Origin of the sequence: Vibrio ponticus (assembly GCF_009938225.1) — a bacterium.
GTDB lineage: Bacteria > Pseudomonadota > Gammaproteobacteria > Enterobacterales > Vibrionaceae > Vibrio > Vibrio ponticus.
The window spans coordinates 1,897,772-1,913,978 of the sequence record NZ_AP019657.1; the positions used below are offsets into that span (position 1 = coordinate 1,897,772).

14 protein-coding genes are annotated in these 16,207 nt (G+C 43.7%); 6 read left to right on the forward strand and 8 right to left on the reverse strand.

All coding sequences use genetic code 11. From position 1 onward, the window contains the following. Positions 1-21: 21 nt before the first annotated feature. The 3 genes from GZN30_RS08235 to hutX all read right to left on the reverse strand — a co-directional run bounded on the left by GZN30_RS08235 (position 22) and on the right by hutX (position 3,296). The gene (locus tag GZN30_RS08235; protein ID WP_075651305.1) at positions 22-2,118 is read right to left on the reverse strand and encodes a TonB-dependent hemoglobin/transferrin/lactoferrin family receptor; all 2,097 of its coding nucleotides are present in this window, start codon (positions 2,116-2,118) and stop codon (positions 22-24) included. A gap of 93 nt (positions 2,119-2,211) precedes the next feature. Continuing rightward, the gene (hutZ, locus tag GZN30_RS08240; RefSeq protein WP_075651303.1) at positions 2,212-2,778 is read right to left on the reverse strand and encodes a heme utilization protein HutZ; all 567 of its coding nucleotides are present in this window, start codon (positions 2,776-2,778) and stop codon (positions 2,212-2,214) included. Further along, entirely contained in the window at positions 2,775-3,296 is a 522-nt protein-coding gene (gene hutX / locus GZN30_RS08245) for a heme utilization cystosolic carrier protein HutX (protein WP_075651301.1), read from the reverse strand. The genes hutZ and hutX overlap by 4 nt, the downstream gene beginning before the upstream one ends. Before the next feature lie 481 nt (positions 3,297-3,777). On the opposite strand from hutX, the gene GZN30_RS08250 reads away from it, so the two are divergent. The 4 genes from GZN30_RS08250 (at position 3,778) to GZN30_RS08265 (ending at position 6,889) form a co-directional block, all read left to right on the forward strand. Further along, positions 3,778-4,629 carry a heme/hemin ABC transporter substrate-binding protein gene (locus tag GZN30_RS08250; protein ID WP_075649226.1) on the forward strand — a complete coding sequence of 284 codons (852 nt, stop codon included), beginning with the start codon at positions 3,778-3,780 and terminating at the stop codon, positions 4,627-4,629. 16 nt (positions 4,630-4,645) lie between these two features. Beyond that, positions 4,646-5,686 carry a FecCD family ABC transporter permease gene (locus GZN30_RS08255; RefSeq protein WP_075649227.1) on the forward strand — a complete coding sequence of 347 codons (1,041 nt, stop codon included), beginning with the start codon at positions 4,646-4,648 and terminating at the stop codon, positions 5,684-5,686. A gap of 2 nt (positions 5,687-5,688) precedes the next feature. Beyond that, the gene (locus GZN30_RS08260; RefSeq protein WP_075649228.1) at positions 5,689-6,522 is read left to right on the forward strand and encodes a heme ABC transporter ATP-binding protein; all 834 of its coding nucleotides are present in this window, start codon (positions 5,689-5,691) and stop codon (positions 6,520-6,522) included. Positions 6,523-6,703: 181 nt separating this feature from the next. Beyond that, positions 6,704-6,889 (forward strand): hypothetical protein, encoded by a 186-nt coding sequence (locus GZN30_RS08265; protein WP_075649229.1) that lies wholly within the window; start codon positions 6,704-6,706, stop codon positions 6,887-6,889. Between the two features lie 20 nt (positions 6,890-6,909). On the opposite strand, the gene GZN30_RS08270 is transcribed toward GZN30_RS08265, so the two are convergent. The 4 genes from GZN30_RS08270 to fes all read right to left on the reverse strand — a co-directional run bounded on the left by GZN30_RS08270 (position 6,910) and on the right by fes (position 12,623). Continuing rightward, positions 6,910-8,271 (reverse strand): TRAP transporter large permease, encoded by a 1,362-nt coding sequence (locus tag GZN30_RS08270; RefSeq protein WP_075649230.1) that lies wholly within the window; start codon positions 8,269-8,271, stop codon positions 6,910-6,912. A 3-nt stretch (positions 8,272-8,274) separates the two neighbouring features. Continuing rightward, positions 8,275-8,943 (reverse strand): TRAP transporter small permease, encoded by a 669-nt coding sequence (locus tag GZN30_RS08275; RefSeq protein WP_075649231.1) that lies wholly within the window; start codon positions 8,941-8,943, stop codon positions 8,275-8,277. 195 nt (positions 8,944-9,138) lie between these two features. Further along, entirely contained in the window at positions 9,139-10,134 is a 996-nt protein-coding gene (locus tag GZN30_RS08280) for a TRAP transporter substrate-binding protein (RefSeq protein WP_075649232.1), read from the reverse strand. A 938-nt stretch (positions 10,135-11,072) separates the two neighbouring features. Next, complete coding sequence (gene fes / locus GZN30_RS08285) at positions 11,073-12,623, reverse strand: enterochelin esterase (protein WP_161987044.1); 1,551 nt, start codon at positions 12,621-12,623, stop codon at positions 11,073-11,075. A gap of 276 nt (positions 12,624-12,899) precedes the next feature. On the opposite strand from fes, the gene GZN30_RS08290 reads away from it, so the two are divergent. Further along, positions 12,900-13,661, forward strand: a complete 762-nt coding sequence (locus GZN30_RS08290; RefSeq protein WP_075649234.1) for a hypothetical protein — start codon at positions 12,900-12,902, stop codon at positions 13,659-13,661. 76 nt (positions 13,662-13,737) lie between these two features. Here the strand turns inward: GZN30_RS08290 and yghU are convergent, their stop codons facing one another. Beyond that, a complete protein-coding gene (yghU, locus tag GZN30_RS08295; RefSeq protein WP_075649235.1) occupies positions 13,738-14,598 on the reverse strand; it encodes a glutathione-dependent disulfide-bond oxidoreductase in 861 nt (286 codons plus the stop codon). Positions 14,599-14,794: 196 nt separating this feature from the next. Between yghU and yegD the strand changes: the two genes are divergently transcribed. Beyond that, entirely contained in the window at positions 14,795-16,147 is a 1,353-nt protein-coding gene (gene yegD, locus GZN30_RS08300; protein WP_075649236.1) for a molecular chaperone, read from the forward strand. Positions 16,148-16,207 lie beyond the last annotated feature (60 nt).

The following is a 16,207-nucleotide window of genomic DNA, read 5'->3' on the forward strand; positions in this document are numbered from 1 at the left end:
AACTCAAACAAATACATTTATTTAAAAGTCATATTTGACGGTCACAGCCCAGTTTCGACCAGCTTGAGTCAGATCTTTGTTCTCGACCGTTTCGCCTTTAACGTCATTCCAGTTGTAGTATTCTTTATCCGTGAGGTTAAAGACACCAGCTCGAAGTGTTAGATCTTTAATTGGTTTGTAGTAGGCGGTTAAATCAACCACCGTAGCGCTTGAAATGGGTTGAATTTGCGCGCCTCGCTCACCCTCGGCGATATCGTCTTGCTTCTTAGCTGCGGTATAGCTTAAGTTCAATGATGTGCCCCAATTGTCTGTCGAGTCAAAGTTCACTCCAACGATAGCATTCCACGGATTCACATCATTGAGTGGTTCGCCATCACCATCTTCACCTTCGGTATAAGCGGCTGCCAATCGAGAGCTAAAGCCTTCGATGGGCATAAAGCCATCCCATGACAATTGGTTGGAAAACTCGATACCCTTAATCTTGGCGGATTCAATATTGTTGTACTGCACAATCGCCGGATTCATCGGGTTCATGAATTGCCCAGTAGTTTCGCTAGTAATGAAGTTGTCGTAATCACTGTAGAAAACCGCAATTTCAGTGTCAGAGCGATCTGTATTATGACGCCAGCCTAACTCATAGGAGATACTTTCTTCAGCTTTCAAATCTGGATTGGGCTTACTGTAATAGCTCATTATTGGATTTCCATACGAGTAGAACAACTCTTTGAAATCTGGAGCACGGAAACCTTGGCTCACTTGAGCAAATAATCGATGTTCTTGGCTTAAACGATACACAGCACCAAGACGAGCGGTAAAGGCTGAATCACTAAATTTCTTATATTCGCTTGCATCATTATTGCTCGGGTTATCACTTGTATCACCAGGATCGGTTTCAAACCAATCATAACGAACACCTGGCGTGACTGTTAGGTTACCGATTGAAATTTGGTCTTGAAGAAAAATGCCGTAACGGCGCTCGGATGCGCTAGGGATATAGAAAATTTCCTTATCAGCACCAACGCTATTGTACTCTTTATTGATGTTTTCAATATCTTTGTCTTGGAAAGAACCACCATAAACTACGTAGTGTTCGGTATTACCTAAACTAAACTCTTTATCAATCTGTAGGTCAAACTGATAACCTTCATCGTTATAGATATAGTCTTTGCGTTGACGATTAGAATCACTATCTTTAGTGCGATGGGTAACCCCATTCTCATCTTTGCTTAAATAATCTAATTGCCACACCACCGAGTCAGCTAATGAGGCATGAACATCCCAAATGTGTTTAATACCTACTTGATATTGTTCCGTGACATCCTCAGACGTCCCGTTGCTGTATCCAGAATAAGCTTGATCAGCTTTATCGGTGTTTTTTAGATAATTACCGTTAAACTCTACACGATGAGCATCGTTGAGTTGGTACTGCAACTTCACTAATAGGTTATTCGCCTCTGTATCCTGTTGATCCAAATCGCCAAAATTCTCCAGCTCACTACCATCACGACGGGTATATGCTACTAGCGTTTCAAGGTCACCAACCTGATTTGCTAACGCAACAGATTCACTGAAGGTATTGTCTTTAGATGAGTAATTGAACTTGGTATGGCCGCCGAAATCTTTTCCTTGTAAAAAGTCGGCAGGATCTTTGGTTTCGAATGCGACAATACCACCTATCGCATCAGAACCTTGTAAAGATGATGCCGCCCCTTTAACAATCTCCACGGACTTAAGTAAGTCAGTATCCACTTCTACTCGCGATGAATTAACAAAAGTGCCGCCTGATTCAAACTGGTTGCCTTGGGCAACGCCATCCACTAGCACTTTAATCCGATTGCCATCAATTCCGCGAATATTGATGTTTTGCACTCCTTGACGACCGTTACTTTCGACAGTCACACCTGGAGTATATTTAAATAGGTCATCCAAACTGGTGATCATATCGCGCTCAATCGTCTCATCAGTAATCACCGTGACTGAAGCTGCGGTATCAATCACTTGGGTATTGGTACGAGTGGCGGTAACAACAACCGTTTCTTGCAATGAAGAGTCATCTGCATAAATTGGCGCAGACAAAAGCCCAGCAATAGCTAGAGCTAAAGGCGTTTGCTTTAACATTTTTTATTCCATTTAAAGGTGAATGACCTGAATGAGTCTTATATTTGTGTTTTCAGGTCTTTTGAGGCTTCCATTGCTCTAGACATTACTCATTTATTTTTGTGGCTGAATATGCCCTTCGGTTAAATGTACAAAATCCAAAAGGTCATTCCCTGATACTTCAAATGCTTGACCAAATCCCTTTACATAGCGACCTGAATCTGGAACCAAGCGATATAGATTGAAATCCCCAAGCTGACTGAGGTTGTCAATGATTTCGCCAAAACGCTCTCTCAGTGCATGCACCCCTTCGTGCCAGTCACCGGTTTGCTTTTCGACTAGCTCAGCTTTGGTGTCAAAAGTCAGTCGTTTACGCGCGTAAATCTGCTTACTTTCATTCTCATCTTCGATCATAAGAATCGAAACGTTACGGTTTGTTTTTAAGTTCTTCCCATGCGCGGCAATGTCACTCACAAGGATGTAATAGCCTCGCTTATCAAACGCAAAAGGCGCGTAAGTAGCGTTAGGTATGCCTTGCTCACTGATCGTGGCTAGCTGTAACGTTTTTCTGCTATCGCGAAATTCTTGGATCTCTGGTTCCAAACGGTTCTGTAACCGTTCACGACGAACATCCTCTCTTTGTTGCTGATCGATTTCAGTCGACTGACTTTCTAAATTCATGCGGAAAACTCCTGTTTCATTTGCTTAAATGCTTCAATTTGTTGCGGGATCAGCTGGCGCTGCTTGTCGCGTCCCAAGTAGATTTTGAAAGCACACTCCCCTTCTTGAGTAAAAAAGCCAATATAGTGACTCTCTTTACCTCTAAAAGGCTTACTGACAAACGCGATTTTCGTAATGACATCTAAGCGTAAATGACCATGCAATTCACTCTCACGTCCCATTAGGTTGTAATACCCATGAGCGACCTTACCGCGAGGAAAAGGCGCTTTAGTCTCAAAAATAGAACCACATGAGTGAACGATAGTCGTGACACTACCCCATGCAGGTATCTGATCAAGAATGCTTTGAGCGTGCTCACCGCCAATACATGTCAGCATCACATGAGGTAAGGCAAATGTGATTTCGCCCTCACTCAGTTTCAGTTGCTTTGCCATTTCAGAAATAGGCACCGAATCATCATTAGCAAGAGCCGTGTCGACTAACGTTTGTACTTCCCTTTCAGAGCAAGAGGTATACATACTCTCTCCTGTTTTCTTTGTTGTTTTTTAATTCCACTGAGATCCCGATAAAGGCAACTAACAGCGATTTAATTCAACTGTAGCAAATGCGGCTGGATTTGCTTTCATTCGCTGCTGTTCATTTTCGTAACTGAAATTCTTCCTGTTATTCGCAACTTAGAATCATATTTTTGTAAATAGTAATGGTGGAAATTATGTTATACAAAAGATATGATAATGCAAATGATATTTCATATCATTATTATTTGAATGGTTTTAAAGCGTTATCTTATTGTAAATCTGGAACATAGCATTTATTGAAAAGGGGCAGCTGGCACCAATCATTGTGTTCGCCTCAACCGGTTTTTAATCCATTCAAACCATCACATTAGCTCACTCATTACACCGTAGCTTTTGTAACCAACAGTGGAATACAGATCGCTGCTTTAACTCTCTCTCGCAAAGATATGCAGCGATCGATCTTGTTTATGGAACAACAACTATGAAAAACCTCACTCTCCTGTTAGCGATGTTGATTACGGTCAGCGCGACATCTACTCATGCTCAAACCAATGAAAACCGAATTATCAGTGCAGGGTCCAGTATTACCGAACTATTGGTCGCATTGGGTGCAAAAGATCAGTTAGTGGCACTCGACCTTACCAGTAAGCACTTTAATACTGAGGGTGATCTACCCGTGGTCGGCTATCACCGCAGATTATCTCCTGAAGGCTTGATGGCGCTCTCACCTACACACCTGATTGGCTCACATGAAATGGGACCAGAGGCAACGCTAACATTGCTCAAAAATGGCGGCGTGAAAGTGGAAACTGTGCCATCTGGTGATACTGAACAAGACCTGTTCAATCGTATTGACGCTGTCGCTAAAATTACCGCCACACAAACTAAAGCAGCCGAACTCAAAGCGTCACTAAAAGCCAAACTGGAGAGTATGCAACAGCGAGAGATCCAAAGGGCACCAAAAGTCATCTTTACCATGCTCAGTAAAGGTCGATCAGCGACGGTGGCGGGTGATGAGACCACGATTGATGTCATCATTGAGCTCGCCGGAGGCAGTAATCCAGCTAAAAGCTCAATGACGTCTTATAAGCCACTTTCGCAAGAAGCCATCGTTGAAATGCAACCTGAGTACATCTTAGTGAGTAACCGAGACTGGGGTAAGCTGGGAGGTAAACAAGGTATCTTGCAAGAATACCCGCTGCTTGTTGCCACGCCAGCTGCAACAAATAATCAAATCATTGCGGTACAAGGCAGTGCCATTATTGGAGGGCTTGGTATCGAGAGCCTAGAGTTAGCTGACCAGCTCTACCAAGAATTCAGTCACACCAACTAAAACGCAGTGCCTTTTGATGAACAGTTCGAGATCACTTTCAACAAAGACGCTATGCATTATTTCGTCCATAGCGCTTTACTTAACAACCGTTGCCTCGATAACGGTTGGTCCTATGGATATCAGCTTCACGGATAGCATCAAATCCATGTTACCAATCAGTAGTGTCGACACTCCGACTCATATTGCAATGATTATCCAACAGGTTCGAATTCCACGCACCTTACTCGCCATTTCTGTAGGTGCTATCTTGGCGCTTTGTGGGGCAGTGTTACAAGGATTATTCCGCAATCCTCTTGCTGATCCCGGCATCATTGGAGTGTCATCTGGAGCATCACTCGGGGCGGCGATTGCGATTGTCCTGCTCGGAGGGTTAGCCACTCATTACCCTACACTGATGCTAATTGGCACCGTGCCTCTTTTCGCTTGTCTTGGTGGCGTCGTCGTAACATTTATTGTCTACCGTCTCGGCACTGATCAAAATGGTACCTCAGTTACCATGATGTTGCTCGCTGGCATTGCTATCTCTGCAGCCGCTAACGCGGGGCTGGGACTGCTCAATTATTTTGCTGATGACCAAGCTCTGCGAGACCTTTCTTTATGGACTATGGGCTCACTCGCAGGGGCTAATTTGCAAGGTATTGTGCTGGCTTTCACTACCCTATTTATTTTGTTTGTTTGCTACCAACGCGACGCTGACAAACTCAATGCCATGTTACTCGGCGAAGCAGAAGCAAGACATATGGGCATTAATGTACAGAGGGTGAAACGACGTCTAATTGTGTTAGCCGCAACTGGGGTTGGTATCACCGTATCACTGGCTGGCATTATTGGTTTTGTGGGTCTAATTGTTCCCCATCTAGCCCGTATGATAATTGGTCCTAACTACAAGTCACTGCTGCCCGTGAGCATGTTACTCGGAGCCTTATTACTCTTGTTTGCCGACATGTTAGCGAGAACGGTGGTTGCACCACTCGATATGCCGGTAGGCATCGTGACCGCATTAATTGGTACGCCCTTCTTTCTTTGGTTGTTAATCAAACAAAAGGGGCGCGTCTGACCATGTTTTCTCTACTCTCTAGCCAATCAAATCAGCACCAAATCTCACTCGCAGATTACAACGGCAATGTTAGCGTCGAAGTACAACAACTGACAGTTCAAATTGCGAATAAGCCAATCTTACGCAATATCGATCTCTGCTTACATCGTAGTGAGTTTACCGCTTTATTGGGTCCCAATGGCACGGGTAAAAGTACTCTGCTAAAAGCCATCACCAATGAGATCGAACACCAAGGAAATATTAAACTTTATGGACAAGAACGCTGTCTTTGGTCAGCACCCGCATTGGCGCGTCATTTAGGCGTGTTGCCACAACACAGCAGTTTGTCATTTAACTTTACCGCGCAAGAAGTGGTCGAACTGGGTGCTATTGGTCTTAGCATGACAAATAGCGAAATCAAAAATGTCGTCAAGGCAAACATGCTTAAAACCGATGTCACACATTTAGCACAGCGCTATTACCCAACGCTATCAGGTGGTGAAAAACAAAGGGTACATCTGGCTCGAGTGTTAACTCAACTGGAGCAAAGCCAAAATAACACTACTATCTTGTTAGATGAGCCTACCTCTGCGTTAGATTTACACCATCAGCACACCACACTTGCTTTGGCTAAGTCCTTAGCAGAACAAGGCGCAACTGTAGTTGCCGTGCTTCATGACCTAAACCTTGCGGCACAATATGCCGATCGACTGGTGATCCTTAATCAAGGTAGCGTTGCGATTGATGCTACGCCTGAAATTGCTTTGCAGCAGGAGATTATTGAACAAGTGTATTGCCACAAAGTTTCCATTATCCCTCATCCACAATTAGGACACCCACTCGTCATTGCCAATTAACTATTGGCTTACTGCCAATAGAGAGGTTTGCTGACACCCTTCAGCAAACCTTTTTGTTTTGCCTCACTCAAATATTCTCGTGTTTGAGTATTTGTCTGATTAACATCTTGATCGAATTGGCGAATCTCCCTGCCTCACCCATACTATTAGATAGGAAATAGCTCTCAGGGAGTGAAAAGCTATGGGTGAGAAGACCAAAATCAAAGTGATTATTGATACCGCGCTGATTGATGGTGTGTACCAAACCGAGTGTCGCTCAGGAAAAGACCGAAGAAAAAATCGCCATGTGAAATGGCGATTTTATGAGAGAAGAAAGGGGCATGACCCACGTAACCCGCAATCAAAATCGATAGATGAGGAGATTTAACCCCCTCACCTATCGTCGAATTACTTGGTAATAATTTCTGGTCCCATCAAGGTGGTTGGTAACCAAGTGGATACCCAAGGCACGTAAGTGACTATGATGAGGAAGAGGAACATCACACCAACCCACGGCAGCGCCGCTTTTACTACCTGCATCATCGACATCTTCGCTACCCCGGCAGTCACAAACAAGTTGAGACCAACCGGCGGCGTTATCATGCCAATCTCCATATTCACTACCATCATGATACCCAAGTGAATTGGGTCGATACCAAGCGCAATTGCAATTGGGAAAACCAGCGGTGCGACAATGATCAGCAGCCCTGATGGCTCCATGAACTGACCACCAATAAGCAACAACACGTTAACTACGATAAGGAAAGTAATTGGTCCTAAGCCTGCCGATAGCATCGATTCAGTGATCATTTGCGGAATGCGCTCTTCGGTAAGCACATGCTTTAGAATCAGAGCATTAGCAATGATAAACAGCAGCATAATCGTCAGCTTACCCGCTTCATACAAGGTATGTTTAGTATCTTTGTGTACAAAGGCTTGGAAGATTTTCACAATCGCTGGCTTGGTATTTTGTTTATCAGCAAATGGCCCCATGTCTTTATAGACAAAGTTAGCGATAAAGAATGAGTAAACCGCCGCAACGGCTGCTGCCTCTGTCGGTGTAAATACACCGCCGTAAATACCACCAAGAATGATAACCACCAGCAGCAAACCCCAGCTTGCGTCTTTGGCGGAAGCAAACATTTCGCCCCAACCGACAAAGGGTTGTTTAGGAAGGTTCTTAACGCGTGCTGCGATGTAGATAGCTATCATTAACATCACACCAGCAAGCAAGCCTGGAATCACGCCACCTAGGAACATGCGACCAACCGATACGTCCGTTGCCGCCGCGTACACCACCATTACGATTGATGGCGGGATCAAAATCCCCAATGTACCCGCGTTACAAATAACACCAGAAGCAAACTCTTTCGAGTAACCATTGCGAACCATACCTGCGATAACGATACTACCAATCGCAACCACAGTTGCTGGCGAAGAGCCAGACAGTGCCGCAAACATCATACACGCCACAACGGATGCCATAGCAAGACCACCGCGGAACCAACCCACCATAGCGATTGCAAAACGAATGATTCGTTTCGCCACACCACCCGTCGACATAAAGCTTGAAGCAAGAATAAAGAATGGGATCGCAAGTAGAGTGTAGTGCCCAGCAAAGGCATTAAAAAGTGTTTGAGCGACGGATGCCAATGACGCATCTGAATGCATCATCAAAAATAGCATACTGGACAAACCCAGCGAAACGGCGATTGGCACACCAATTAGCATAAAGCCAACCACCATAACGAATAGCAACAAAATATCCATTACCTAGCTCTCCTTGTCGCTTTTATTGTTTTTTGTATCCATCGCATCACCGGCATCCGCCAGTTCCGCTTTCAGCGCTTCTAAATCTTCCTCCGCTTCATGACCGGCAATCAAACGATCTTGTTTGTTGGTTGCAATGTACCAAGTCACTTGAGCAAAACGGAAAGTCAGCAGTGCCATACCTATCGGTAAAGCCATATAAGGAATAAAGCGCGGCATTTTTTCATAACGCTCGCCTTCATTAAGCCAGTCGGCTAAAAACTGCAGCATTTCAGGCATTGGAATGTCGTCGGTTTCGTACCAAGCGCGGTCGGTAACAAATGGGAACCAATAGTTCCATGAACCAACGAGTAGCAAGATAGAAAACGCCAAACAGCACGCCGCCGCCAGCAAGGCGTAAACTTTACGCAGGTTGTCCGGCGCCATGTTAATGATCACATCTACACCAATATGAAAGTGCTTTTTAACACCATAAGAGGCGCCAACTAACACCATCCAGGCAAACATAAATACCGTAAGTTCTAATGCCCAAAGTATGTTGTCGTTAAACACATAACGGGAGATAACGTTGGCAAACGTTAATAGCGTCATCGCACCAAGAAAAAAGGCGATGAGAGACTCTTCAATGGCGTCAGTTACCCGTCCGACTTTGGTAAAAAATGACTGTTCCATAGTTATTCGCTTCTGAATTGTTTCCCTAAAGAGAAAAAGAAAACAGGTCCTTCTATTAAAATACCCAACGAATCTTAAATAGGGGAAGAAGACTACTGGGATATACCCAAGCAAGTTCTTGGCGTACGAAATTAAACACCGTGAAATTACTTGGGTATAAAAAGGACCTAAAACTGAGCCAGTATTAACTGGTTATTAATTATTGGAATCGAGAGCTGCTTGGATAAGATCCGAACCGATATCTTTCTCGAATTTATTCCAAACCGGTTGTAGGGCTGTTACCCACTGTTGGCGCTGCTCTGGAGTTAGAGTACGTACCACGCCACCTGCTTCAATGATGTTGGCTTTGTTCTGGTTATTTACCTTGGTCGATTCAGCATTACGTGTCGCGGTGACTTCTTGAATAATTGTATTTAACTGCTCACGCTGGTCGTCTGGTAAACCTTTCCAGAAATCCGTAGAAGTCACGACTAGGTAATCAAGAATACCGTGGTTGGTTTCAGTAATACCGTCTTGAACTTCGAAGAACTTCTTACCGTAGATATTTGACCAAGTGTTTTCTTGACCGTCGATAACTTTAGTTTGCAGACCGCCATACACTTCTTTGAATGACATCTTCTGTGGGTTAGCGCCTAGCTGCTCAAACTGCGCGACCAATACATCGGATGCTTGTACACGGAACTTCAAGCCTTCCGCATCTTGAGGAGTCAGCAGTGGCTTATTCGCCGACATCTGCTTCATACCGTTATGCCAGAATGCCAGACCTTGCAAACCACGACGGTTCATCGCATTTTTCAGCTTCTCACCCGATTCCGAATTTTGGAAACGGTCAACCGCATCAACGTCTTCAAATAGGAATGGTAGGTCAAAGATACGGTACTTTTTCGTGAACTTTTCAAACTTAGAGAGAGAAGGGGCAGCAAGTTGCACGTCACCGTTTAGTAGCGCTTCGAGTACTTTGTTGTCATCGTATAGCGTTGAGTTTGGAAAAACCTGCATACACAGTTTGCCATTCATCTCATCGTTTACACGCTGTTCCAATAGTGAAGCTGCAATGCCTTTAGGGTGTTTATCTGTGTTGGTGACATGGCTGAACTTAATCACTGTCTCACCAGGATCACAGGCCGCCATCGCATTAAAACTTGTGGCTGCCAATACAGATACGGATAGTAGGGTCAAAGGCTTAAACATTATTATTCTCCTTGTTAAGTGGACAACCCCATCACTGGGTGTTGATGCTTAACTAAGGGCAATAACCAAGCCAACTTAGTTAAATAAATGTAAAATCATTTATTTACAAATAGTTAACAAAAACAAAAGCAAAAATAAAGAAAGCTCTCCGCTAAGAGAAAACCAAAAATGGGTGGAATTTCACCCATAAAAAATGACAAATGGGTGAAATCCCCCATTTTGCATCCCTATCCCAACGGCTTATTTCCCGCCCGTCGACCGTCACCAAAACCGAAGTAACAGACATCAAATGGACATCGGGCATATTTGGTCACTAAAAGTAAAAGTCACATGAGATCACTTTGTGCATAATTGCTAATTTAGACAATTTGAAGTCGTTTCTTCAGGTAACGTTAAGTTTTTAGCAAACTAATCAGTTGATATGACTCGGTGAGTATTAATCAATAGCAGAGATGTCACTCGACTACAAAAATTTTTGAACAGTTGAGCGTATCGCTTGAAGATAAGAGGTAGGTGACAGTTAGCCATTTTAAGTCTGTTTAATTGCTAAGCTCAGACTTCAAACTAACAAACAAAATATGTGGGCGCTAAGAGATAAAGGTACTATGTTAGTACCCACATACTTGCTAATACTTTACTAGATAATGTGTTGCACCAGGAAGAACACACTCACAATACCTGCCAGCGAAAAAATGCAAGTACGGCTAATCACTCCAAAATTGGAAGGTTGTATCATTTCTTGTTCTCTCATAACCACCTCACTTAATATGACATCTTAATTACAATAATATGAAAATTGGGCGAATTGACAATTTTTTTATGATGAACTTTTTGTGACACTATTTGAGCAATCTCACATTTAACCAGCTGAATTTAGGGGATATTGACAGATAAAACCATCCCTTTTGCAGACATTCCAAGCTATCACCAACCAAACGCTAGTTTTTAAAAAGATAGTCAAGACCATTAACGATCGTCACTCGCCAACTGTAATAATCATGCCCACTAGCTAGTTCATCGAAATGAACTTGATACTGTTTATCTTTAAGCAGTTGATAGAGTTTTCTGTTGGTCTCAATAATACTGGCTCGCTCAGGTTGCTCTTCGAATACGCCGGCATTCATGTAAACTTTAAGGTTATTTTCTGGCGATTTTTCTATCTGTTTGGTCAACCAAGCTTTTTGTAGTCGGCTCGGTGCCCACCAAAAGGAGCCTGACTGACTTAACACATTGCCAAATACCTCAGGGTACTGATGAGCCACATACATCGAAGCCAAGCCACCATAGCTGGATCCTGTCAAGATGGTTTGCTTTGCTACTGGTTCAATTTGAAACTCTTGCTTAGCCCAAGGTATTAGCTCTGTTGCCATAAATTGGGCAAATTTAGGATTTGGTGGTAACTCTTTTCCGCGCAGTTTATTGGTCGGGTGATTAACAAATATCGCGCGTAACGGTGGAGTTTTCTTCTCTGCAATTAAGTTATCAAGAATCGTTGGGGTTGGGACGCGAGTTAAATATTGGTCACCATCAAATACGATTAACAATGGGGCATCTTTGGCTGTCTGATATTGAGCATTGGGTAGGTAAACTTTTATCGAGCGAGAATTGTCGAGAATCTCACTAGTTAGCTGGTACTCGTGTACTTCCCCTTTCACCGCTCCGCTCTCGAGTGTGTATTGATCAGAAATCACATCGCCATATTCCAGCGTAGAAGCGTCACCAAATTTATCATTTGCCGCAATAAACTTAGCTCGAATATTGAGCGGATCCGTTTGTGCAGTTGCCAGTACAGCTCGTCGTTGTTCAATCCACTCAAAACCGGAAAGCTGAGGAACATTAGGAGCCATGCGATAAGAAAGCCTACTGCCATTTGGGACGTGGTAGCTTTTGTACCAAATGTCGGTGTTTTTCAATCGCGATAGATAAACGTGACCATCATAAGGTGCGCCAAACAGACGCACATTATGCTCATCACCTCGCCATAAAAAAGTGACAATAGCACTACCATCATGGTTAGGCTCGATTAACGGTGAGCCCGAGAGTGCAATCTGTTGCCAAAATTGTCTATCCACATCACTCATACCCGCAGAGAGGCTTTTACTTACCTCAATTAATTTAGGACTAATTGGTGATTCATTGGGATTAACGCTTTGATCGGATTTAAGTGATTTCTCTTCAACCATCACTTTAATTTGATTATCTTTTTCTTGCGTAACAATCTCCAAACTATACTTGCCTGGCGTTGTTACCAACCAGAAAATCTCCCCATCACGCTGACCTTCATCCACAATATCTTTTACAACGCGACCTTGAGCATCAATGATCCGAGCAAATGCTAAAGACTTGCTACTCTCCACACTACCGCGAATATAACTCGTTTTCTCAATGTGTATCTCAGCTTGATAAGCATCCGATATCGACACGGTTTCTTCAATATCACTTACCGCGTGCGCTAGCGTTGTCGTTAATGATGCTAAAAGAGGAATCATAACACCTTTCATAATAATAATTCTCACTCTCAATTAAAGAGAAATTATAAACATGGACATTACTAATGAAAGGAATGGCTTAAATTTTTAATTCTTATTGATCACATTACACTGTGTAACCAGTCAGATTCGTTACAAAACCATAATTTGTCAGGGGCAATTACAAATTAATTAGAGCTCGATATCACTATTATTACTTACTCTAACCTTGGCGTAGATTCCCAAAATAGTCTATGTAAAATAATTAGTTATTGATGGATTGTCAGGGAAAGAAAGATGCATAAAACCATCGCGGGTCTACTACTGTTTTGCAGCTTCAACATCTATGCCGACTACAGCAATTTCGCTTGGTCCGTCAGTGATACAAAAGGCAATCGTGTCTACGACACCAACAACGTCATTAAAGCAGCGATAGAACATGATAACTTTATTTCCCTTAGCTACGACGCCAAGTTTGAAAGTGCTGCGCCAGATCTATTCAAACAAATAAATGCGCTTGGCAAATTCGAACTCGATGCATTTGCTTCACCGGTGTTAATTAACGGTATCCGACAGTTAATCGGAGAATTTGCATGCGCAACCTACCGTTTTGAAGCCCAAAAAGGTCAAGCACGAACTTGCAATGGCTTAGTCATTGATAAAGATGCCAAAGAAGGTAAGCCCTTCCAAAGCGGGCAATTTGTTGACAATAGACTCGAAATTTCGGTTAACAGCATCAGACCCAACATGCCTAATCGTAGCTATGATATTTATCTACCCAGTGCCAAAGAGGTCTCTCTCGAATATACCTGGGGCGCTGTCCATGAGATGGGTTCTTTCTTTGTCAGACAACGCGACAGAAAAGATACGGTATTAACTGTTTACATTGACGGTTATAAATTGGATACCAATGGTGAAAGAGGAACCAGAATCACCAATCGCCCTGAGATTATTTTTGTCGTCATTCCAAGTGTTGCCAAAATAGGCAAACAGAGCAATCAAGACCATGCCTCGGCTTATGCTATCGCCAATGCTGACATCATCGTTCCCCGCTATTAAGTGACTAAAATCCAGATTCCAATTGCTCTATTAAGCCAGAAAAAGGAAGCCCCTCAATCTGAGGGGCTGGTTAAATTTACTTCGGTTGCTTAGCAAGCACTTGATCTATGTCGTCAGCACTATGGCGCTCCACCACTTGCTCCCACTCTTCACCCCAAGCTCGATTGACAATACGACCACGTTGCACCGCTTGGCGTTCAGAAATTTCTTGCGCCCAACGAACGAGGTGTGGATAGCTGGCAACATCCAAAAACTCTGCTGCGTCATAAAGCTTACCGAGTACTAAGTTGCCATACCAAGGCCAAGTCGCGATATCAGCAATTGAATATTCTTCGCCTGCTAAATAACGATTATCCGCCAAATGATTGTTGAGCAGATCTAACTGGCGCTTGGTTTCCATCGTGAAGCGGTTGATGGGATATTCAAACTTCTCAGGGGCGTAAGCATAGAAATGCCCAAAACCACCGCCTAGATAAGGCGCACTGCCTTGCAGCCAAAACAGCCAGTTCATCGCTACTGTTTTAGTTGCTGGGTCTTGTGGCAGCAAACAACCAAATTTCTCCGCGAGATAAAGCAATATATGCCCCGATTCAAATACATTTACCGCTGGAATCACGGATTTATCTACCAACGCAGGAATTTTTGAATTTGGATTGACCGCGACAAAGCCTGATGAGAACTGGTCGCCATCACCAATTCGGATCATATGGGCATCGTACTGAGCTTCAGTGATCCCTAAAGCCAACAACTCTTCGAGCATAATGGTAACTTTTTGACCATTTGGCGTTCCCATCGAGTAAAGCTGTAAAGGGTGCTCGCCTTCTGGCAGCGCTTGCTCATGTCTCGCCCCAGCGGTTGGTCGATTAATGCTTGCCCAAGTTCCACCCGTCTCAGTATCGGTTGTCCACACTTTCGGTGGCGTATATTCACTTGTCATGACAGTTCCTTATCGATTGCTGTGTGATTCCGATTGGAATGACTATAGATAATCTGGTGACAAAAGCAGCAAAACACAACCTCTATTGAGTAAATTATTGCTTTGAATAACATCGACTACACAATTTATCCTTGACCCGACTACCAGTGTAAGGTTTAGTGTGCGCCCCACTTTTTTCCCTAACGTTGAGGTTAAGATGTCCCTTGGATTTGATTTTGGAACGGCCAACTGCTGTGTCGCTCATCTTGTTGAAGATAAAGTCACACCTATCCCTTTGGTAGGAGAGAACATCTACTTGCCATCAACACTTTGCGCGCCAAATGCTGAGTCGGTTTCAGAGTACCTATTTCGCTGCTTAAACATCGAGCCAAGCAACGACGCAAACCAAGCGGTATTAAGAAGAGCGATCACAATCAACCGTGAAGAAGGGCTTGAAGTGCGCACCGATGACGTAAAATTCGGTAATGAAGCATTGGAGCTTTATCTCGACGATCCTAAAGACGTTTACTTCGTCAAATCACCTAAATCGTTTTTGGGTGCGATGGGTTTGCGCGATTTACAACTCTCGTTCTTTGAAGATCTGGTCTGCGCTATGATGAGCAACATCAAACGCCGCGCAGAAAGCTCAGCAGGCAAAGAATTTACTCAGACTGTTATTGGTCGCCCAGTCAACTTCTTAGGTCGCGGCGGCGAAGCATCCAACATTCAAGCGGTGGATATCCTAACTCGCGCAGCAAAACGTGCGGGCTTTAAAGATATTGAGTTTCAATATGAGCCCGTTGCAGCAGGCTTAGACTTTGAGGCAACCTTAAATAGTGACAAAAAAGTACTGGTTGTCGATATCGGTGGTGGTACAACAGACTGCTCGATGATTCAAATGGGACCGACTTGGCGTGGTAAGCAAGATCGTCGTGATTCACTGCTGGCACACACCGGTCAAATGGTGGGTGGTAACGATCTGGATATCTTCATCGCCTTTAAGTGCTTGATGACCGAATTCGGCTTGGGTAGCAAACTAAAAAGTGGGTTAGATCTGCCTTTAATCCAATTCTGGAATGCGATTGCAATTAATGACGTTCAAGCTCAACGTGACTTTTATGCCCACGATAACCTATCGATGCTACGCCAGTTCCACAAAGAAGCGATGCAACCTGAAAAGCTACAACGTCTGGTTAAGTTGCACCAAGAGACATTAGGTCACGGGGTTATCCATCAAGCGGAGTTGGCTAAAATTGCCATGTCTGAACATGACGATTACACCACCACTATCGATCTGGTGAGCGAAGCATTCAACGTACCTACCACACGTGAAGCCATTGATGCTGCAATTGAAAACCCAATGCACAAGATCCGCAGCTTGGTTCAAGACGCCGTAACACAGAGTGGCATCCAACCAGATGTGATTTACATGACTGGTGGTTCATCACGCTCAAAAGCCCTCACCTCAGCAGTTGCATCAGTGTTGCCAAATACCGAAATTGTCAGCGGCAACTACTTTGGCTCTGTCACCGCCGGTTTAACTCACTGGGCAAACCTGATTTACCGCTAATTACAGCAAAAATTCAGCGCATCTAGTCTCGTCTAGTCTGCCAACACAGCAGGAATTTTA